Raw genomic sequence first — 21,252 nt, 5'->3', positions numbered from 1 at the left:
GAGACCGAGCCATGCACAACAACAATAAAGAGCTGACCCTCAGCGCCCCGCTCAGCGGCCCGGTGCTCACGCTCGCCAAAGTCCCGGACGCGGTGTTCGCCAGCGGCGCGATGGGCGATGGCATTGCCATCGACCCGATCAACGACACACTGTACTCGCCGTGCGCAGGGGTGATCATCCACGTCGCGCGCACCGGCCACGCGCTCACCGTGCGGGCCGACAACGGCGCGGAAATCCTTCTGCATCTGGGCCTCGACACCGTCGAGTTGAACGGCGAAGGCTTCTCGATGCTGGTCAAGGATGGCACGCGGGTCAGCAAGGGCCAGCCGCTGTTGCGCTACGACCTCGACAAGGTCGGCCAGCAATGCAAAAGCCTCGTCAGCCTGTTGATCCTGACGAATAGCCAGGATTTTCAGGTACGCCCGATCACGCTGAAAGCGGTGAAGGTTGGCGAGCCGTTGTTGCACATTGTTGCGCGTAACAGCGTGGCGGTGAATGTTGCAGAGGTCGGCGGACCAGAGGCTCAGGGTCATGTATTGGTGGCGCATCGCGGTGGTTTGCATGCGCGCCCGGCGGCATTGATTCGTCAGACTGCGCAAGGGTTCAAAAGCCAGTCGCAACTGCACTTCGCTGGCAAATCGGCGCCGTGCAACAGCCTGATCGGTTTGATGGGGCTGGCGGTTAGCGAACAGGATGAAGTGCAGGTCAGTTGTCAGGGGCCGGATGCTGAAGCGGCGCTGCAAGCGTTGCTCACGGCGCTGGCTACGGCGTTGCCGGAAGATCATCACGCGGCGGCGCCGACTCACGTTGCCCCTCTTAAACGCCCGGCCGAGGCTGGCGTATTACACGGCGTTTGCGCTGCGCCGGGATTCGTCGATGGGCCGCTGTTTCGCTTGAGCGCGATCAGTTTGCCGGTGGACGCAGGCAATCACGATCCGCTGCAACAACAGCACGTGCTTGAAGCTGCGCTGATGCAGGTGCGCAACGAAATCGACGCCACCCTCGCCCAAGCGAAAAAGCACAAGAACGCCGAGGAAGAAGCGATCTTCGCCGCGCACTTGGCGCTGCTCGAAGATCCGGCACTGCTCGACGCAGCTCAACAAGCCATCGAACAAGGTACTGCGGCGACTCACGCCTGGAGCGAGTCGATCGATGTGCAGTGCGAAGTCTTGCAACACACCGGCAGCGCGCTGCTGGCTGAACGCGCCAACGATCTGCGCGACCTCAAACAACGTGTATTGCGTGCGTTGCTCGGCGAGGCGTGGAATTACGACGTGCCGGCGGGCGCCATCGTCGCGGCGCATGAACTGACGCCATCGGATTTGCTGCAACTCAGCGCGCAAGGTGTCGCCGGTTTGTGCATGGCCGAGGGTGGCGCGACTTCGCACGTAGCGATTCTGGCTCGCGGTAAAGGTCTGCCGTGCATGGTGGCGCTGGGTTCGGCGCTGCTTGATCAGCCGCAAGGTCAATCGGTGGTGCTCGATGCCGATGGCGGTCGTCTCGAACTGACGCCCAACGCTGAACGTCTGGCCGAAGTTCAGCAAGCGCAAATCGACCGGCAGCAGCGCCGCGACGCGCAACTAGCCAAAGCACATTTACCCGCCGAAACGCGAAATGGTGTGCACATCGAAGTCGTCGCTAACGTTGCCTCCAGCGGTGAAGCGGCGGACGCCTTTGCCAACGGTGCCGATGGTGTTGGCCTGCTACGAACCGAGTTTTTGTTCGTCGATCGCCAGACCGCTCCGGACGTCGAAGAACAGCGAATCGCTTACCAGGCAGTGATCGATGCGATGGGCGACAAGTCGGTGATCATCCGCACCATCGACGTCGGCGGTGACAAACAACTGGATTACCTGCCGCTGCCCATCGAAGCCAACCCGGTGCTCGGGCTGCGCGGCATTCGTCTGGCGCAGGCCCGTCCGGAAATCCTCGATCAGCAACTGCGCGCGCTGCTGCAAGTCAGCCCACTGCGCCGCTGCCGGATCCTGTTGCCGATGGTCACTGAAGTGGATGAACTGTTGCACACCCGCCAACGCGTCGATGCGTTGTGCCTGGAACTCGGCGTGAGCCAACGCCCGGAAATCGGCGTGATGATCGAAGTCCCCGCCGCCGCGCTGCAAGCCGAACAACTCGCCGAGCACGCCGACTTCCTCTCGATCGGCACTAACGATCTGTCGCAATACACCTTGGCCATGGATCGCGACCACGCAGGTCTGGCCGCCCGGGTCGACGCCCTGCACCCGGCGCTGTTGCGCCTGATCGCCATGACTTGCGAAGGCGCGGCGGTGCATAAGCGTTGGGTTGGAGTGTGCGGCGCCCTCGCCTCTGATCCGCTGGCCACTCCGGTGTTGATCGGTCTGGGCGTTACCGAACTGTCGGTCAGCCCGGTGCAGATCGGCGAAATCAAGGATCGCGTGCGCCAGGTGCACGAAGCCGAATGCCAGCGCCTCAGCCGCGACCTGCTCAAGCTGAGCAGCGCCGCCGCTGTGCGTCACGCCTGTCATCAACATTGGCCACTGCGCTAACAAAAACAACAAGGACAAACGCCATGTACCAACTCTTTATTGAAGGTCTGCAACGCCTCGGCCGCGCGTTGATGCTGCCCATCGCAATCCTGCCGATTGCCGGCCTGCTCCTGCGCCTGGGTGACACCGACCTGCTGAACATCGCGATCATTCACGATGCCGGCCAAGTGATCTTCGCCAACCTGGCAATGATCTTCGCCATCGGCATCGCCGTCGGTTTCGCCAAGGACAACAACGGCACCGCAGGCCTCGCCGGGGTGATCGGCTATCTGGTGATGATCTCCACGCTCAAGGTGCTCGATGCGAGCATCAACATGGGCATGCTCGCCGGGATCGTCAGCGGTCTGATGGCCGGCGCGCTGTACAACCGCTTCAAGGACATCAAGCTGCCGGAGTACCTCGCATTCTTCGGCGGCCGACGCTTTGTGCCGATTGTCACCGGGTTTGCGGCGGTCGGCCTCGGCGTGGTGTTCGGCTATATCTGGCCGCCGATCCAGCACGGCATCAACGCCTTCGGTGCGCTGATGATGGAAAGTGGCAGTATCGGCGCCTTCGTATTTGGCGTGTTCAATCGCCTGCTGATCGTCACTGGCCTGCACCACATCCTCAACAACATGGCGTGGTTCGTGTTCGGCAACTTCACCGATCCGACTACCGGTGCTCTGGTGACCGGCGACCTGTCGCGCTACTTCGCTGGCGATCCGAAGGGCGGCCAATTCATGACCGGCATGTTCCCGATGATGATCTTCGGTTTGCCGGCGGCGTGTCTGGCGATGTACCGCAATGCCTTGCCGGAACGCCGCAAGGTCATGGGCGGGATTTTTCTGTCGATGGCGCTGACCTCGTTCCTGACCGGGGTGACCGAGCCGATCGAATTCGCCTTCATGTTCTTGGCGCCGTTGTTGTATCTGCTGCATGCACTGCTGACCGGGTTGTCGATGGCGATTACCAATGCGCTGAACATTCACCTCGGCTTCACCTTCTCCGGCGGCTTCATCGACATGGTGCTGGGTTGGGGCCGCTCGACCAATGGCTGGTTGGTGATACCGGTCGGGCTGGCCTATGCCGTGGTGTATTACGCCGTGTTTGATTTCTGTATTCGTCGCTTCAATCTGAAGACCCCGGGTCGCGAAGATGTAGCGGTGAGTGAGAAAGCCGTGCTCAGCGAAAATGAACGTGCCAGCGCTTACATCAAAGCACTGGGCGGAGCGGAGAATTTACTCACTGTCGGCGCCTGCACAACGCGATTGCGCCTGGAGATGGTAGATCGCAACAAGGCGTCGGATGCGGAGCTGAAAGCGCTGGGTGCGATGGCGGTTGTGCGCCCGGGCAAGGGTGGGAGTTTGCAGGTTGTGGTCGGACCGATGGCGGACAGCATTGCCGATGAGATTCGTCTGGCGATGCCTTCTCTGGGACGTGCCGTTCTGCTTGAAACCGCTGTTGCTGCAGATGAGCCGAAAGCCGTTGTGGTTGCCGGTTCCGAGGCGCAGCAATGGCTGACCGCGTTGGGCGGAAGCGACAATGTGCTGCAACTGGATTGCATCGCCATGACGCGGATTCGCCTGCAATTGGCGGATGGCAAGGCGTTGTCCGAGGCGCAGTTGAAAGACCTGGGATGCCATGGCGTAAGCCAATTGGAGGGCGGGGTCTGGCATTTGCTAGTGGGGGATAAGGCGGCGAGTTTGAGTGGGGCGTTGGAAAGCCTGGTCAATCGTAGTGAGGTTAGTGCCAAGGTTTAATCGAAACAAAAAAACCGGCTTAGGCCGGTTTTTTATTGCCGATAAATCGGCTCAGGATGAATGCTGCTGCGCTTGATAATGGCGGGTCTGATATGGAGGGCTTCTGACGAGAGTGTCTAACGCGGATGAGAGGACGTGAGCGTCATTCACCTTCGGCATCTGCTTTCTCCAGATAGTCTTGCAGCTTAGATAGAAGAGCTTCGCGAGCAGGCTCGCTCCCACAGTTTTGACTATGTTGAGGCCTTAAGAAAATGGTTGCCTGTCAGGCCGCCATCGCTGGCAAGCCAGGCTCCCACAGGTTGCGCATTGTTCTCCTTGTGGGAACCAGCCTGCTGGCGATGAACGATGACGCGATCGTCAGGTTTGTGGATCGACTCGATCCAGCGCCCGGTTTACCGCGAGTTCGGCGAGCATGATGATTTGCTGGATACCTAGCGCGGTGCTGCGCTGCAGGCCGGATAGCTCATTGGCAAAGTTGCTGGTAGCAGCGCTTGCCGAGGCTAACGATTCGCTGGCGTGAGCGAGCAGACTTTCGGTGTCGACCTCTGGGCAGACCATGAACATGGTGCTCGGTCGGCGGGGCTTTGCGGGTTCGGGGCACAGGTAGAAGTCGAGGGCGCGTTTGATGGCTTCGCGATTGCGGGCCTGGTCTTCGGCGCGGAGGACTTCTTCGAGTGGGGTGATGGTTTCGGGGGGTGGGTCGGGAATTAGCTTGTCCAAAATTCAACTCCTGCTACTGCAAGTGAGGATGCCATCGTTCGCCGGATCTCACGCGGCGAAGAGGTGGCAGCTATGTGCAGGGTGAGATCCACCGGAGCAGGCAACCGGCCAGACCGAAGTCTGCCCGCACACAGCCGCCATAAAACAGGCAGCAGATTGAGCTGGCGCCAATTATCGTGGTGTTGGCGCTAGTTGCAAGCATTCCGGGGATCTCACGCCCGGTCGCTGAATTGGCAGCGACAGCCAAAGACTAGAGACCCGACGTCCGACGGACAACCTGAAAACCTTGTGGGAAGGTTCTGGCTATTCGACACATCATTAAACAGCCAAAAGCAAACCCTCACCCTAGCCCTCTCCCAGAGGGAGAGGGGACTGACCGAGGTGTTCGGGCGAGATACACCGACGTGATATACCGAGCCGGACTCAGGTTTTGAAAAGCCCATAAATCCGTCCTCTGCCTCCCCTAGCCGAACTCAGTTTCGCCCCCACAAATCGGCCCCCTCTCTCCGAACCAAACTCGGCTTGAATAGCACACAAATCGGCGCCCTCTCCCTCCGGAGAAGGCTGGGCGGGCGGCGTTCCGATGAGGGGCGAATCCAGCACAAAACCCAAGTCGATCACACACCACTCAAACAGGATGAGCGCCAGCTCGGCTGCGGCTTTTGATCTTGATCCACCGGCCCCGTCGGCAGGCTGAGTGGAGGGATTTATCCGGGGGTGGGAGCGCAGCGACCGTTTGGCGCAGCCAAATGCATCGAGAGGAGGTGCAGCGAAGCAAACCGTAGGCGATGCGCCCGGATGAATTCCGGAGCGAAGGAACCCCGAGCTTTAGCGAGCGGGCCGAACGTTGGGGCAAGCCATTTGGGTTACCTTTTCGGCGTTTGGAAAAGGTGACCCGCCGTAGGGGCGGAACCCTAAGCAGCCGTTACCACAGCAACGGATATGTACCCATGAATCCTGAGCGACACACAACACCAGGCGCGCTGGCGTTCTTCAATACATATGTACCACCATCACCACTGCCACCCTCGCCATGCTGAAGACTCTTCCAACCAGCATGGAGGCTGTGCCGATGAGCACTTCCACTCTCCCCACGTTCGAAGAGATCCGAAGCGATCTCAACCAGATCGGCCATGATCTTTTCAAGATCGAGACCCCGCTGCTTTCTGAACAGCCACCGACGGCCGAGCAGGTCTACCTGAAGCGCCTGAACGGGCAGTTGAAAAACTACCGCGAACATTTTCTGCAGCGCAGCCGCGTGCTTTATCAGGCGCTGGAAACCAGCGACCTGCACAGCGACGATGGAAAGAAGCTGATTGCGACGCTCAAGATCAGACTCAATACGCAATTGATCAACATGGATCTTCGCGATCTGATCGATGACAAACCGGCCAGAATCTTCTTGAAGGACGACGCCGGCGTCACTGCTATCGGCCACGAGGCGCGGCAGGCCGTCAAGGATCGCCTGCTGCCTCCTGAAGCCGGTGTGCTTGTGGAAAAAACCGCACTGGGACCGATGCTGCGTCCGGCCATGTACGCTTTGCAGTTCAGCTACCAGGGTGTCACCGTCGAGCTGGCCGGGGCTTTTGTCATCACTGAAAAGGACAGTCACCGGGTCAGCGACCTGCTGACAGACCAGCGCGTCGGCTATGTTGTGTTGTATACGCCAGCAAGAGGAGTCGAGTACTTCGACTCGCTGGCAGACCTCGATAGCCAATTGCTAGATGACTTCAAACACGCCACCGGCCATGACGGATTCAGGCGAATGCTGCCGACGCGTTATCACAACGTCGGCGCAGCCGGGATCTGGCCGCTGCAACTGTCGCCGATCGACAGCAAGCCCTTGTTTGAACATACCTACGAGACGTTGATCGACAAACGCACTCAGGATATCGAGCGCGCCTTGAGCTTCGACGATAACCCGCAACGAGACGCTTCCCGATTGCTCATGGCCCTGGACCGAGCCATTGCCGGAGCACTGCCTGATCTCACTCAGCGCCTGGAATTGAAAGCGCAAACCTTGTTCGAACGCCACCTGCGCAACAGTGCTCCGGACTGGTATCGCAGCGCCAGCGCAACGAAGCAGACCGAACTGGCACAGCTGGCTGGCAACTATCATCAGGCACGGCAAAAACTGCTCGATCTGATGGGGCCGGTGGTCAGCCTGATGGCGCTGGCCAGGCAGCAGTGGCTTGAGCGCCTCAGTGACGACCTGGAAATCGATGATCTGGAACCACAAAACCTGCAGATCAGCACGCAACGTCGGGTCGCCGGGTACGGTGTTTTCGAGCACCAGCGCAACCTGCTCGAGCTGTCCTTGCGCGGACCGCATACCGGGGATGAATTGTCCGGTTCGGAGTACCTCAGCTATACCACCCTCACTTACAACGACGCGCCCTTACCGGAGTCATACGCGGACGTGACACCGGCATGGCTGGTCAAGCAAGCGCTGAACCTGCAGCCTCGCGTCGACTTCAATCACTTGCAGAAAGAGATGCACGCACGGCCCGCCATCAGACCCGCCATCGAGCACATGCTGGATCAACGGATCCTCGCGCTGGCGTATTCGGCGATGCTGCAAGGCCATCTGCTCGAGAGTGATCTGCAACTGATCCGGGATTTGCGCAGCGGCAGCAACTCACGCTTGCGTGGCGCAACATTGTCCCTGCACGGCGCACAACTTCAGGATTTGTGGGTACTGCGTCAAAGCAACAGCGCGGGCGCCATCACCCGTGTATTGCTCTGCACGCCACAAGCACCGCGAGAGCGGCAGTTTCAGGCGTTCACCAGCGAACTCGAATGCCAGGCCCACATTTTGAGTTGGGCCAGCCACAGCGATGACGCCGACAGCATGGCCGGGTATCTGATCAGCCGGGCACCGATGCGTTTTCGCCAGAGCCTGCACAAAGTGCTCTCCGGCCTGAGCCTCAAGCCTGAGGACCACGAGCATAAAAAGGTCACCTTCGAAAACACCGGCAATCATGTCGTCTGCCTGCGGGCGATGGCGGATCACGTGTTGGCCACGCGGCTCGACGACTATGATTTCAGCACGCCAATGTGGTATCGCACGACCACAGTAGCCAACCGCAGAAAGCTCTCGACACTGACCGAAGAGGCCGAAGGTGCGTTGCAGGCATTCGATAAACACAAACTGGCGGATAGCCGCTTCCCGACGTTTGAAGCGTTCCTGCATGAGCAGGCAAAAAAAAGCCTGAACCAATTGCTCAAGCGCCCGGCAAACGATGTTGACCCGGATACGGTATGGGCCTACTCGCCGCTTTCCATTGTGCGCTCGTCGACACCAGCGCCCTTGAGTTATACCCGGTTGTACCGCGATGGATATGCCGACGGGGTCGGCTTTCTCGATGAAAAGTTTTCCCGCTCGGCGCGTTTCAAAGGCCCTGCGGGCATCGATATCAGCAACCTGACTGCGCAGAATGTTGCGCGATCAGTCACCGGGGTCTGGATCGGCGAACGGTACACCGCAAAGGTCAAAAAGGATCTGCAAAGCCCGGCCAGTGAGGGCTACGAATTCCGGCGCAACACCACGCTGGCCATTACCCAGCGTCAGATGAAAAGCGCCGCGCTGGAATGCCGTCTGCAAGGCCATATCGCCAGCAGCGATCTGACATGGCTTGAACAAAGCATCGACAGCATGGGTGACACATCGCAGCAGCGGCAAAAAAACTATCCGATCCACCGTCTGATGATCGACGGTGAATGGGTGCTCGACAACTGGCTGTTCAGCCATGAGAAAAATCCGCCGTTGCTCTACACCCCCGGTGCTCCCGATGGCGTCGGCTTTCGCGAAGCCAGACTGTTCAATTATCTACTGAAGCAGCAGGACGGCATGGTCGAGTACTTCACCCGGCGCGTGGGCGTGGCATCTCAGAGCAGAGTTCGAGACTTCCTCGAAGACGTCAAAAAAAACCTGCCCAAGGACCTCAACAGAACCACGCCCAGCCCTGCACGTTACGACTCGATCCACGCGGTGGAGCCCGTCAGCGACCTGCGTCAGGGTTTATACAACATGAAATTGCAGCGCAAGATCGACGACGTTCAGGCCACCACAACCAGCCGCCTCGAGATGATCTCCGGACTGGCGTGGATGTGTGTCGAATGGTTCACCGCCATCGCCACCGCGCCGTTTCCACTGCTGAGTCTGAGCACCGGCCTGTTGCTGGCATTCAAGGACGCCATGCTGGCCCTGCACGCCTATCGACAGGGTGAAAACACCGAAGCCTTCAAACATTTTCTCGGTTATCTGTTCAACAGTGCAGGCGCGGTACTGACCGACCTGCGTCCCGCCCTGCGGTCACTCAACCCCTTCAACCGCCCTCTACGCCTGACCGCCGGCCGCGCTGGCAACGAGCAAGCGCGTGTCATGGCCCTGGTCGATCAACTTGAGCCCGACCCGCTGTCGGCGGGCATGCGACCGGTGGTCTACAGAGGCCAGACCCTGTGGGCATCGAATCAGACCGATGCCATCGGTCGTTACTTGCTGTATCGCCGCGACCCGGAAACCGGCAGATTTCTATCGACCACCATTCTGGCCGTACCCGACTCCGACGGCGTGATGATGCGCAGTGGCGTTTCCGGCGGTGCGCCGAAATTCGAGCCCGTGCCAGAGACGCCCGGCCCGCACAAGGACTATGGCATGCCGCCCAAATACCGGGACCGAATCGAAACGGCGATGAATCCGCAAACGCGAGAGGAAATTCTTATGCGCGGCCAGGATTACATGGGCACCTCGCCGCAACTGACAATGATCGGAGTGATCGAAGGACTGGCCTCCACGCGCAAGGTCTACCTGGAAAGGGTCGAACAACTGACCCAGGATGCGAGGCTTCATTTTGTCGGCTGGCGTTCGGTCCCGCGCGCCGCCGTACCCGCTGTCGAACCCGGCACGACTTTTCCACAATTGATCGCGAGCGACGCGTTTGCCGGCAAAAATCTGGTTATCGGTGCCCTGCCGGGATCCATCGCCAGCAAACAGACATTGATCACCTTCATGGATGCGCTGGTCGACAGTGGTTTCAAGCGCATCTATGTGGAATATCTGCCGGGTGACGTCTTCCCTCTCAAACTGGAAAAATTCAACAAAGGCAAATCCTGGCGCCACATCAAACGCCATCTGAAAGCCGTCGACAAGGCCTTGGGCCACGGCCCCGACGCTCCTTTCTCTTACGTGGCCCTGGTGCGCACGGCTCGGGAAAAGGGTTTGAAAGTCAACGCACTGGACGCCTCTACCAGCTATCAAGTAGAGCATGCCTTGGTGATGGCCGACGTCTCGCCATTGACCCCACGCGGCAACGACATCAGAAATTTCTACTCGCACAAGACCCTCGCCGCCGATATGGCCGACGCGCCTGAAGAGCGTTGGATCGCCCTGACTGACCAGACGCGCATGACCACGTTTGACAATACGCCGGGGCTGGCCGACCTGCACGACGCCGTCGCTGTCCGCATCGAGGATCTCGCACCGAGTCAGCCAGCTCACATTGGCGTGGATTCACCCGGGCACATCGGCGGCGATGCCGCGGCCAAGGGCGATTATCACGTGGCACTGCCGACGTCATACAGGGCCCGTCAACCGCTACCTCAACTCGCGGCGACTGCCGAACCCAGCAGCGGGCACTTCAGCGACTTTGACATACCGACGTCGATGCGCGCCGACATTATTCACATGCGCGGCGCGCGCCACTCATTGGATCCCCGCTACCGTCCGCCAGGTCAAACGCAGGGGCAGGCCTACGATGCCTTCATTGCCAAACGCGCACGCCTGGAGAAGGCGGCGAGCGATACCTTCACCGACTTCACGCCACCCCCCGCCGTCACGTTGCCGCAGATTGTCGATGGCAGCGATTTCGATGTGTTTTTAAAACAAGTGGCCGACAGTCGTTTGAATCTGTTGATCGGAGAGGGGCATGCCCACGTATCAAGCAAGGCGGCGCTGAAAAAATACATGAAGGCGTTCAAGGAGGCCGGGTACGAAACGCTGTATATGGAGCACCTGATGACCGATCTGCACCAGTTCGAACTGGATGTTTTTTATCGCACCCAGCGTATGCCCGAGGGGCTCAACGCCTTCCTGCTAGAGCAGGACCGCGGCCACATGCCTCACTACTTCGGTAACGATACATATACGGAGGTGGTTCAGGCCGCTGCCAAATACAAAGTGCGTATCAGGGCACTCGATTGCACCGCCAGCTACCATCTAAAAGGGCTGAACGACCCGCGCCTGTCACGCAACGAGATGTTCAGCTATTTCGCCACTCGAGTGATCGAAGCCGATCAATTGGCACACGGGCCGCACAAATGGGTCGCCTTTATTGGCAGTGCGCACACCAATTACAACCTTGGCGTACCTGGCCTGGCCGAGACGCTCGGGGCCGTGAGTGTCCATGTACGTGATACCGCACCTGAACTGGCTAGCGGTATCCGTCGCGGGGCATGGGAAGTCACAGAGCCTGCCTCCATTCCTGCCTCCAATTCTGGTATCCAGGCGTTACGCGCCGATTTCCTGATGGAAGTCGCTGTTCCCGGAACGAGCAGGCCCCGGCCGATTGTATCTCCCGATCGGAGCAAGTTGACCCAGTCCGGACACTTCCTGATCGAACGTCCCGACACGACCGAAGCCCGACTGGTGCACAAGTCAAACAGTGGCGACATCGTTACCACGCCGATCCAGGTGGATGACAAAGGTCTGTTTTACATTGATCGATGGGAGAAGAAGGATCTGCGCTTCAAACATCTGGAGACGCTGATCGATATGCTCAAGGAGGAAAAGAATCTGACGGCCGTTGGATAAAAATTCCCGCAACAAAAAACCCGCTGAGATCACTCTCAGCGGGTTTCCTGTTTCAGCAGCGAGGAAGATCAGAAATCTTCCAGCCGCCACACCTCATAAGCCGGCGTCTCGTAGGGATGGCTCAACTTGAGCGCCGCCACCACAGCAACGATCAACTCATCCGCCACCACCAGCTCGACTTTCCATTCCTCAACCCGCTCAATCTGCCCCGCCTCGCCAATAAACGGCTGACTGCCGTCCAAAGGTCGAAACTGGCCCAGACCAAGCACCTGCCACGCACAGTGGTCATAGTCACCAATCCGCCCACCACCGGCAGCGAACACAGCCCCTTTGACCACTTCGACATGACTGTCGGGAACAAAAAAAGCGAGCTTGTACACAGGCCTTAGTTCACCCAGACGCGCGCGTTACGGAACATGCGCATCCACGGTGCATCTTCGTTCCAGTCTTCCGAACGCCACGAGTTCTGCACCGCGCGGAACACACGCTCCGGGTGCGGCATCATGATCGTCACGCGGCCATCACGGCTGGTGAGACCGGTAATCCCGCGCGGCGAACCGTTCGGGTTGGCCGGATAACGCTCGGTGACCTTGCCATGGTTGTCGACGAAACGCATCGCCACACAACCGGACAGATCGGCTTCCAGCAGTGCTTCTTCGCTGGAGAACTCGGCGTGACCTTCACCGTGCGCAATGGCGATCGGCATACGCGAACCGGCCATGCCCTGCAGGAAGATCGAGTTCGATTCCTGGATCTGCACCATCGCCACGCGCGCTTCGAACTGCTCGGAGCGGTTACGCACGAAGTGCGGCCAGAACTCGCTGCCCGGGATCAGCTCGTGCAGGTTGGACATCATCTGGCAACCGTTGCACACGCCGAGGGTGAAGCTGTCGTTACGCTCGAAGAAACCCTGGAACGCATCGCGGGCGCGGCTGTTGAACAGTGCTGACTTGGCCCAGCCTTCACCGGCGCCGAGAACGTCGCCGTAGGAGAAACCGCCGCACGCCACCAGACCTTTGAACTCGTTCAGGTCGACACGGCCAGCGAGAATGTCGCTCATGTGCACGTCGATCGCGTTGAAACCGGCGCGGTCGAACGCAGCCGCCATTTCCACCTGACCGTTGACGCCCTGCTCACGCAGCACGGCAACCTGTGGGCGGATGCCTTTCTTGATGTAAGGCGCGGCGATGTCCTGGTTGACGTCGTAGCTCAGCTTGACGCTCAGGCCCGGGTTGTCTTCTTCCAGCAGCACGTCGAATTCTTGCTCGGCGCAGTCGGCGTTATCGCGCAGACGCTGGATCTGGTAGCTGGTCTCGGCCCACTGACGTTGCAGCAGACGACGCTGGCCTTCGAACACGGTGTCACCGTTGAAGGTGATGTTGATCTGGCCATTGTTGATCGGCTGACCGATCACCGACACGCAGTCGCCCAGACCGGCGGCGCTGAACTGCGCGAGGATGTCTGGCGTGGCGTCCTGACGAACCTGAATCACCGCACCCAGCTCTTCGTTGAACAGAATCGCAGCGATTTCCGCCGAGGACTCGGCGACGCTGTCGAGGTTCAGGCTCAGACCGCAGTGGCCGGCGAAGGCCATTTCCACCACGGAGGTCAGCAGACCACCGTCGGAGCGGTCGTGGTAAGCCAGCAGGTGACCGTCGGCGTTAAGGCCCTGGATCACGGCGAAGAAGGCTTTCAGGTCTTCGGCGTCATCGACGTCCGGCGCGTGCTTGCCGAGTTTGCCGTGTGTCTGAGCAAGGATCGAAGCGCCCATGCGGTTCTGACCGCGACCGAGGTCGATCAGGATCAGGTCGGTGGTGCCCTTGTCCATGCGCAGTTCCGGGGTCAGGGTCTGACGGATGTCAGCCACTGGCGCGAAACCGGTCACGATCAGCGACATCGGCGAGGTCACGGTTTTTTCTTCGCCGTTATCGTTCCAGCGAGTGGCCATGGACATCGAGTCCTTGCCCACCGGAATGGTGATGCCCAGTTCAGGGCACAGTTCCATACCGACCGCTTTCACGGTGTCGTACAGACGCGCGTCTTCGCCCGGGTGACCGGCAGCGGACATCCAGTTCGCCGACAGTTTGATGTCGGAAATCTTGTTGATGCGCGAAGCAGCGATGTTGGTCAGCGTTTCGCCGATGGCCATGCGGCCCGACGCCGGAGCGTCCAGCAGAGCCAGCGGAGTACGCTCGCCCATCGCCATCGCTTCACCGGTGTAAACGTCGAAGCTGGTGGCGGTGACAGCAACGTCGGCCACCGGAACCTGCCACGGGCCGACCATTTGGTCACGGGCCACGAGGCCGGTGATGGTGCGGTCGCCGATGGTGATCAGGAAGCTTTTGCTCGCCACGGCCGGGTGATGCAGAACGCGTTCGATGGACTCGGTGATGTCGAGGTTCGACGGATCGAAGTCATCGCCCAGTTCCGCTTCGCGAACCACCGAACGGTGCATGCGCGGGGCTTTGCCCAGCAACACTTCCAGTGGCATGTCCACCGGGTTGTTGCCGAAGTGGCTATCGGTCACGGTCAGTTGCGGCTCAGCGGTAGCTTCACCGACGACGGCAAACGGGCAACGCTCACGTTCGCAGATTGCCTGGAAGCGCTCGAAGTCTTCCGGGCCGACCGCCAGAACGTAACGCTCCTGGGATTCGTTGGACCAGATTTCGTGCGGGGCCATGCCCGGCTCGTCGTTTGGAATGTTGCGCAGTTCGAAACGGCCACCGCGGTCGCCGTCGTTGACCAGTTCCGGGAAGGCGTTGGACAGACCGCCCGCGCCGACGTCGTGGATGAAGCTGATCGGGTTCTTGTCACCCAGTTGCCAGCAACGGTCGATGACTTCCTGGCAGCGACGCTCCATTTCAGGGTTTTCACGCTGTACGGAAGCGAAGTCAAGATCCGCCGAGCTGGTGCCGGTGGCCATCGAGGAAGCGGCGCCGCCACCCAGACCGATCAACATCGCCGGGCCGCCGAGAACGATCAGCTTGGAGCCAACCACGATCTCGCCTTTCTTGACGTGCTCTTCGCGGATGTTGCCCATGCCGCCAGCGAGCATGATCGGCTTGTGGTAACCGCGAACTTCGTCACCGTGCGGGGTGGTGATCGATTGTTCGAAGGTACGGAAGTAGCCAGTCAGGGCCGGACGACCGAATTCGTTGTTGAACGCGGCGCCGCCGAGCGGGCCTTCGATCATGATGTCCAGCGCGGTAACGATACGCTCAGGCTTGCCGTACGGCACTTCCCACGGCTGTTCAAAGCCCGGGATCTGCAGGTTCGACACGGTGAAACCGGTCAGGCCAGCCTTTGGCTTGGCGCCACGACCGGTTGCACCTTCGTCACGGATCTCGCCACCGGAACCGGTCGACGCGCCCGGGAACGGGGCGATCGCGGTCGGGTGGTTGTGAGTCTCAACCTTCATCAGGATGTGCACCGGCTCCTGCACCGCGCCGTACTGGCGGGTTTCAGGGTTCGGGAAGAAACGGCCGGCGACGTTGCCGACGATCACCGAGGCGTTGTCCTTATAAGCCGACAGAACGCCTTCGCTGTGCATCACGTAGGTGTTCTTGATCATGCCGAACAGGCTTTTTTCCTGGTTCTCACCATCAATATCCCAACTGGCGTTGAAGATCTTGTGGCGGCAGTGTTCGGAGTTGGCCTGGGCGAACATCATCAGTTCGATGTCGTGCGGATTGCGCTTCAAGCCGTTGAAGGCGTCGACCAGATAGTCGATTTCGTCTTCGGCCAGGGCCAGGCCCAGCTCGGTGTTGGCTTTTTCCAGCGCGGCGCGACCGCCACCGAGGATATCGATCGCGGTCAGCGGCTTCGGTTCGGCGTGGCTGAACAGACCGGCGGCCTGTTCGAGGTTGGCCAGCACGATCTGGGTCATGCGGTCATGCAGCACGTCGGCAATCTGCTGCGCTTCGGCTTCGCTGAACTGACCGGCCACGTAGAAGGCGATACCGCGCTCCAGACGCTGGATCTTGCTCAGGCCGCAGTTGCGGGCGATGTCGCTGGCCTTGCTCGACCATGGCGAGATGGTGCCGAAACGCGGCAACACCAGAAACAGACGACCGGTCGGCTCTTGTACCGGAACGCTTGGGCCGTACTTCAGAAGGCGCGCTAGCACCTGCTGTTCGTCGCCGGTCAGGACGCCGGTGACTTCGGCGAAGTGAGCGAATTCAGCATACAGGCCACTGACAGCTGGAACCTTCTGGCTCAGTTGCTCAAGGAGTTTGCTGTGGCGAAAGGCAGAAAGGGCAGGAGCGCCGCGCAGGATCAACATCTTCGGGACAGCCTCGGGAAGGGGTGTGCTTTGAGGCCGTGCATTCTAGCCTAAACCGCCCTCAACATCACCCGAAACGCTACGCACGGTTGCACTCGGGTATCAATCTGTGTTTCCGACTCCAGAGTCAGGTAAATCGACTGTGTAACGACGCCTAATTTTTACTGTAACAAAAAGCCGTAGACGCCCGTTTCTGCGGGGTTTCGCTCGATTTTGTGATCTCTAGCAGACTGGCCCTGTGCTGTCGAGATATGGCGCCCGTGGCCGTTTGCGTATACTGCGCAGATGTTTTTTCCAACGGCTTTGCGTCCGCGGTACGCCAAATGGCTGATCGCAACCGGACTCTTCCTGATGCTCGGTGGCTGTGTTGATAAACCCAACACACTCGAGCGCGTAAAGGAGGATGGTGTGCTGCGGGTGATTACCCGTAACAGCCCCGCCACCTACTTTCAGGATCGCAGCGGTGAAACCGGCTTCGAATACGAGCTGGTGAAGCGTTTCGCCGACGATTTGGGCGTGGAACTGAAGATAGAGACCGCCGACAACCTTGATGACCTGTTCAATCAGATCGGCAAACCGAACGGCCCGGTGCTCGCCGCCGCCGGTCTGGTCAGCAGCGAACAACGCAAGCAGCAGGTGCGTTTTTCGCACTCCTACCTTGAAGTCACCCCGCAGATCATCTATCGCAACGGCCAGTCGCGGCCGACCGATCCCGGTGACCTGGTCGGCAAGAAGATCATGGTGCTCAAGGGCAGCACCCACGCCGAGCAATTGGCCGAGCTGAAAAAGAAATTTCCCGGCATCGAATACGAAGAGTCCGACGCGGTTGAAGTGGTCGACCTGCTGCGCATGGTCGATGAAGGGCAGATTGATCTGACCCTGGTCGATTCAAACGAAGTGGCGATGAATCAGGTGTACTTCACCAATATCCGCGTGGCTTTCGATCTTGGCGATGCACGCAGCCAGAGTTGGGCGGTGGGTCCGGGCGAAGACAACAGTCTGCTCAACGAGATCAATGCGTATCTGGACAAGGTGCAGAAAAACGGCACCCTGCAACGCCTGAAGGATCGCTATTACGGCCACGTCGATGTCCTCGGCTACATGGGCGCCACGACCTTCGCCCAGCACTTGCAGCAGCGCCTGCCGAAGTACGAACAGCACTTCAAGAATTACGCGAAGAAAGAGAAAGTCGACTGGCGCCTGCTCGCGGCGATCGGCTATCAGGAATCGCTGTGGCAGCCGACTGTCACCTCGAAAACCGGCGTACGCGGGCTGATGATGCTCACGCAGAACACCGCGCAGGCCATGGGCGTGTCCAACCGCCTCGACCCGAAGCAGAGCATCATGGGCGGCGCCAAATACCTGGCTTATATGAAGGATCAGCTCGACGACTCGATCAAGGAGCCAGATCGCACCTGGTTCGCCCTGGCGGCGTACAACGTCGGCAGCGGCCACCTGGATGACGCACGCAAACTGACGGCCAAGGAAGGGTTGAACCCGGACAAATGGCTCGATGTGAAGAAGATTCTGCCGCGCCTGTCGCAGAAGCAGTGGTACAGCAAGACGCGATATGGCTACGCCCGGGGCGGCGAGCCGGTGCATTTTGTGGCGAACATCCGTCGTTACTACGACATTCTGACCTGGGTGACCCAGCCGCAGCTTGAAGGCGATCAGGTGGCTGAGGGTAACCTGCATGTGCCGGGTATCGACAAGTCAAAACCCGCGCAAGAACCTGCCCCGCTTTAAAAGCAAAAGATCGCAGCCTTCGGCAGCTCCTACAGGTGTACGCATAACCCTGCAGGAGCTGCCGAAGGCTGCGATCTTTTGATCTTAGCCCTTGAGAGCGGCCGCCAGAATCAGCGCCTTCATCTCGGACACAGCAGACTTGAATCCCACGAACAACGCATGCGCCACCAGCGCGTGGCCGATGTTCAGTTCGTTGATGCCCTTGATTGCCGCGACGGCTTCAACGTTGTGGTAATGCAAGCCGTGACCCGCGTTAACGATCAAACCCTGGGCCAAACCAAACGCCACGCCATCCGCCACACGCTTGAGTTCTTCAGCCACCTCAGTCGGCGTTTCGGCATCCGCATAACGACCTGTGTGCAACTCAATGGCCGGCGCGCCAACGCGTTTCGACGCAGCAATCTGGCGCTCGTCGGCATCGATGAACAGCGACACTTCGCAGCCGATCTTCGACAGACGTTCAACCGCTGCCTTGATGCGCTCTTCCTGCCCCGCGACATCGAGACCGCCTTCGGTAGTCAGTTCCTGACGGGTTTCCGGGACCAGACAGATGTGCGCCGGGCGGATGCGTTCGGCGAACGCCATCATTTCTTCGGTGACGCCCATTTCGAAGTTCATGCGGGTTTGCAGCACATCCTTGAGCAGCAGAACGTCGCGCTCCTGAATGTGCCGGCGGTCTTCACGCAGGTGCACAGTGATGCCATCGGCGCCCGCCTCTTCCGCGTCCAGCGCCGCTTTGACCGGATCCGGGTAGCGCGTGCCACGGGCCTGACGCAGGGTGGCGACGTGGTCGATGTTCACGCCAAGAAGAATGCGATTGCTGGTGGTCACGGATGCGCTCCTGAATTGAGAGATTCGGCGCACAGCATATCAGGGCTTGCGAAACAGCTCGCGACTGACAAGAGGACGACCGCCCAGGTGAACAGCCAATGCCTGACGCATCAGGCGTTTGGCGGCGGACAGTGCGCCGGGGGCTGACCAGTCGGCTTCGGCCATGGCCAGTAATTCGACGCCGTTGAACAGGCCCGGTTGCAGCAGGAAAACCCGCTCAAGCCCGGCATCCACTTGCAGGCGATAGAGACCATCCGGCGCGACGGGTTCGCCGTGAACGTCAGTGTTCAGTGAAAAACCGTAACCGAGATCATCCAGCAGTCGCCACTCGAAAGAGCGCAGCAACGGTTCCAGCGGCCGACCTTCGGCCAGTGCCAGCAGGGTTGCGGCGTAGTGATCGAACACAGCTGGATGCGGATCCTCGGCCGGCAGCAAGCGGATCAGTAGCTCATTCAAGTAGAGACCGCTGAACAGCGCCTCGCCATTGAGCCACGCCGAAGTGCCAGAACTCTCCATGCGCCCGACATTCTTCAACTCACCCTTGCCACGGAACTCGACTTCCAGCGACACGAACGGCCGCGCCAATGTCCCGGCTTTGCCCCGCGCACTGCGCAACACCGCCCGCAGACGCCCTTGCGGCGTGAGGAAATCCACCAGCGCACTGGTTTCGCGGTAGGCGCGGGAGTGCAGGACGTAAGCGGGTTGGGCGGGAGGCGGGTTTGAGGACATGGAACTCTCATGGATAAAACGCGGTTTTATATTCACCCCAAAACCACTGTGGGAGCGAGCTTGCTCGCGAATTCGGTGTGACAGTCAACATCAATGCTGAATGTTACATCCTCTTCGCGAGCAAGCTCGCTCCCACAGGTTTTTTCGGTGTTGCGACAACCGCGTATTTACAGGTCGCCGTAACCCAGCGAACGCAGCGCACGCTCGTCGTCGGACCAGCCGCCCTTCACCTTGACCCACAGGTTGAGCATGATCTTGGAGTCGAACAGCAACTCCATGTCCTTGCGCGCTTCGGTGCCGATACGTTTGATACGCTCGCCCTTGTCGCCAATGATGATCTTCTTCTGGCCGTCACGTTCAACGAGGATCAAGGCGTGGATGTGCAGGGTTTTGCCCTGCTGCTTGAACTCTTCGATTTCGACAGTGATCTGGTACGGTAGCTCGGCACCCATTTGGCGCATGATTTTCTCGCGCACCAGTTCGGCGGCGAGGAAACGGCTGCTGCGGTCGGTGATCTGGTCTTCCGGGAAGAAGTGATCGTTTTCCGGCAGGTGATCGGCGATGACCTTTTCCAGCGCTTCGAGGTTGTGCCCGTGCTGCGCGGAAATCGGAATGATCTGCGCGTTTGGCAGTTGTTCCTGCAACCAGCTGAGGTGCGGCATCAGCTCGGCTTTGTCTTCGATGCGGTCGGTCTTGTTCAGCGCGACGATCAGCGGACCGGTCACGTACTGCACGCGCTCGAGGACCATCTGGTCTTCGTCGGTCCATTTGGTGCGATCAACCACGAAGATCACCACGTCGACGTCTTTCAACGCCGCCGAAGCGGTTTTGTTCATATAACGGTTCAGGGCCTTTTCGCCACCCTTGTGCATGCCCGGGGTGTCGACGTAGATCGCTTGCACGTCACCCTCGGTTTTGATCCCGAGCATGTTGTGGCGAGTGGTCTGCGGCTTGCGCGAAGTGATCGCGAGCTTCTGGCCAAGGATGTGGTTCAGCAACGTGGACTTGCCAACGTTGGGACGGCCGACGATGGCAACATAGCCACAGCGAGTTGCGTTTGTATCAGTCATTGCCATTCTCCACGCCCAGGGCAATCAGTGCTGCAGCGGCCGCTACCTGTTCGGCAATACGACGGCTCACACCCTGACCTCGGCTTTTTTCATTCAGTAAGACAACTTCGCACTCGACGAAGAAGGTTCGGCAGTGCGGCTCGCCCTGGATATCCACTACTTCGTAGCGTGGCAGATCGCAACCGCGCGATTGCAGGTGTTCCTGCAAACGGGTTTTCGGATCCTTGTTGGTGTCGACCAGCGTCAGGCCTTCGAACTCGCCAGCCAGCCAGGCCAGTACGCGCTCGCGCGCCATGTCCATGCCGGCATCGAGGTAGATCGCGCCGATCAAAGCTTCGAGGGCGTCAGCGAGGATCGATTCGCGACGGAAACCGCCGCTCTTCAGCTCACCGGAACCCAGTCGCAGGTAATCGCCAAGGTCGAAACCACGAGCCAGGACAGCCAGCGTCTCACCTTTTACCAAGCGTGCGCGCAAACGCGACAACTGGCCTTCGCGGGCCAGCGGGAAGCGATCGAACAGCGCCTCGCCGGCAACGAAGTTGAGGATGGCATCACCGAGGAATTCCAGGCGTTCGTTGTTGCGCCCGGCAAAACTGCGGTGTGTAAGGGCCAGCAGCATCAGCTCCTGATCCTTGAAGGTGTAACCGAGCTGACGCTCGAGACGGCTTAGAGAAACGCTCACGGTTTACCCACGCTGAGTTCGTGGCTGGATTCCACTGCCATCGCCGGGGTGCGGCGCAGGCCTGGGACAATTAACGCTGTGTTCAAAAATTAAATCCTGGCGATTGCGAAGCCGATT

The 21,252-nt window shown here is 59.7% G+C and carries 11 protein-coding genes; 4 read left to right on the top strand and 7 right to left on the bottom strand.

Translation table 11 applies throughout. From position 1 onward, the window contains the following. The first annotated feature begins 11 nt into the window (after positions 1-11). Both ptsP and nagE read left to right on the top strand, forming a co-directional pair. A complete protein-coding gene (gene ptsP, locus ACZZ0G_RS17230) occupies positions 12-2,525 on the top strand; it encodes a phosphoenolpyruvate--protein phosphotransferase (RefSeq protein WP_463556929.1) in 2,514 nt (837 codons plus the stop codon). Between the two features lie 23 nt (positions 2,526-2,548). Beyond that, complete coding sequence (gene nagE / locus ACZZ0G_RS17225) at positions 2,549-4,264, top strand: N-acetylglucosamine-specific PTS transporter subunit IIBC (protein WP_463556928.1); 1,716 nt, start codon at positions 2,549-2,551, stop codon at positions 4,262-4,264. A gap of 357 nt (positions 4,265-4,621) precedes the next feature. On the opposite strand, the gene ACZZ0G_RS17220 is transcribed toward nagE, so the two are convergent. Continuing rightward, entirely contained in the window at positions 4,622-4,984 is a 363-nt protein-coding gene (locus ACZZ0G_RS17220; RefSeq protein ID WP_463556927.1) for a DUF6124 family protein, read from the bottom strand. 1,072 nt (positions 4,985-6,056) lie between these two features. On the opposite strand from ACZZ0G_RS17220, the gene ACZZ0G_RS17215 reads away from it, so the two are divergent. Beyond that, positions 6,057-11,795 carry a membrane-targeted effector domain-containing toxin gene (locus ACZZ0G_RS17215; RefSeq protein ID WP_463556926.1) on the top strand — a complete coding sequence of 1,913 codons (5,739 nt, stop codon included), beginning with the start codon at positions 6,057-6,059 and terminating at the stop codon, positions 11,793-11,795. A gap of 68 nt (positions 11,796-11,863) precedes the next feature. Here the strand turns inward: ACZZ0G_RS17215 and ACZZ0G_RS17210 are convergent, their stop codons facing one another. Both ACZZ0G_RS17210 and purL read right to left on the bottom strand, forming a co-directional pair. Then, positions 11,864-12,175, bottom strand: a complete 312-nt coding sequence (locus tag ACZZ0G_RS17210) for a YqfO family protein (protein ID WP_038357700.1) — start codon at positions 12,173-12,175, stop codon at positions 11,864-11,866. 5 nt (positions 12,176-12,180) lie between these two features. Beyond that, complete coding sequence (gene purL, locus ACZZ0G_RS17205) at positions 12,181-16,077, bottom strand: phosphoribosylformylglycinamidine synthase (protein WP_463556925.1); 3,897 nt, start codon at positions 16,075-16,077, stop codon at positions 12,181-12,183. A 285-nt stretch (positions 16,078-16,362) separates the two neighbouring features. Between purL and mltF the strand changes: the two genes are divergently transcribed. Then, positions 16,363-17,823 carry a membrane-bound lytic murein transglycosylase MltF gene (gene mltF / locus ACZZ0G_RS17200; protein ID WP_463397570.1) on the top strand — a complete coding sequence of 487 codons (1,461 nt, stop codon included), beginning with the start codon at positions 16,363-16,365 and terminating at the stop codon, positions 17,821-17,823. 84 nt (positions 17,824-17,907) lie between these two features. Here the strand turns inward: mltF and pdxJ are convergent, their stop codons facing one another. The 4 genes from pdxJ to rnc all read right to left on the bottom strand — a co-directional run bounded on the left by pdxJ (position 17,908) and on the right by rnc (position 21,135). After that, a complete protein-coding gene (pdxJ, locus tag ACZZ0G_RS17195; protein WP_463556924.1) occupies positions 17,908-18,654 on the bottom strand; it encodes a pyridoxine 5'-phosphate synthase in 747 nt (248 codons plus the stop codon). A gap of 39 nt (positions 18,655-18,693) precedes the next feature. After that, the gene (gene recO / locus ACZZ0G_RS17190; RefSeq protein WP_463556923.1) at positions 18,694-19,383 is read right to left on the bottom strand and encodes a DNA repair protein RecO; all 690 of its coding nucleotides are present in this window, start codon (positions 19,381-19,383) and stop codon (positions 18,694-18,696) included. Between the two features lie 167 nt (positions 19,384-19,550). Further along, complete coding sequence (era, locus tag ACZZ0G_RS17185; RefSeq protein ID WP_016771562.1) at positions 19,551-20,453, bottom strand: GTPase Era; 903 nt, start codon at positions 20,451-20,453, stop codon at positions 19,551-19,553. Beyond that, the gene (gene rnc, locus ACZZ0G_RS17180) at positions 20,446-21,135 is read right to left on the bottom strand and encodes a ribonuclease III (RefSeq protein ID WP_016986099.1); all 690 of its coding nucleotides are present in this window, start codon (positions 21,133-21,135) and stop codon (positions 20,446-20,448) included. The genes era and rnc overlap by 8 nt, the downstream gene beginning before the upstream one ends. Positions 21,136-21,252: the final 117 nt, after the last annotated feature.

It is taken from the genome of Pseudomonas sp. AC169 (assembly GCF_979258515.1).
Note: the sequence above shows the minus strand (reverse complement) of the source record. Positions and strands in the feature narration are given on the sequence as shown.

Excerpts from the sequence above, each read along its gene's own strand:
- recO (WP_463556923.1), bottom strand. The coding sequence starts at position 19,383 with ATGTCCTCAAACCCGCCTCCCGCCCAACCCGCTTACGTCCTGCACTCC.
- ACZZ0G_RS17215 (WP_463556926.1), top strand. The coding sequence starts at position 6,057 with ATGAGCACTTCCACTCTCCCCACGTTCGAAGAGATCCGAAGCGATCTC.
- era (WP_016771562.1), bottom strand. The coding sequence starts at position 20,453 with ATGACTGATACAAACGCAACTCGCTGTGGCTATGTTGCCATCGTCGGC.
- mltF (WP_463397570.1), top strand. The coding sequence starts at position 16,363 with ATGTTTTTTCCAACGGCTTTGCGTCCGCGGTACGCCAAATGGCTGATC.
- nagE (WP_463556928.1), top strand. The coding sequence starts at position 2,549 with ATGTACCAACTCTTTATTGAAGGTCTGCAACGCCTCGGCCGCGCGTTG.
- ptsP (WP_463556929.1), top strand. The coding sequence starts at position 12 with ATGCACAACAACAATAAAGAGCTGACCCTCAGCGCCCCGCTCAGCGGC.
- purL (WP_463556925.1), bottom strand. The coding sequence starts at position 16,077 with ATGTTGATCCTGCGCGGCGCTCCTGCCCTTTCTGCCTTTCGCCACAGC.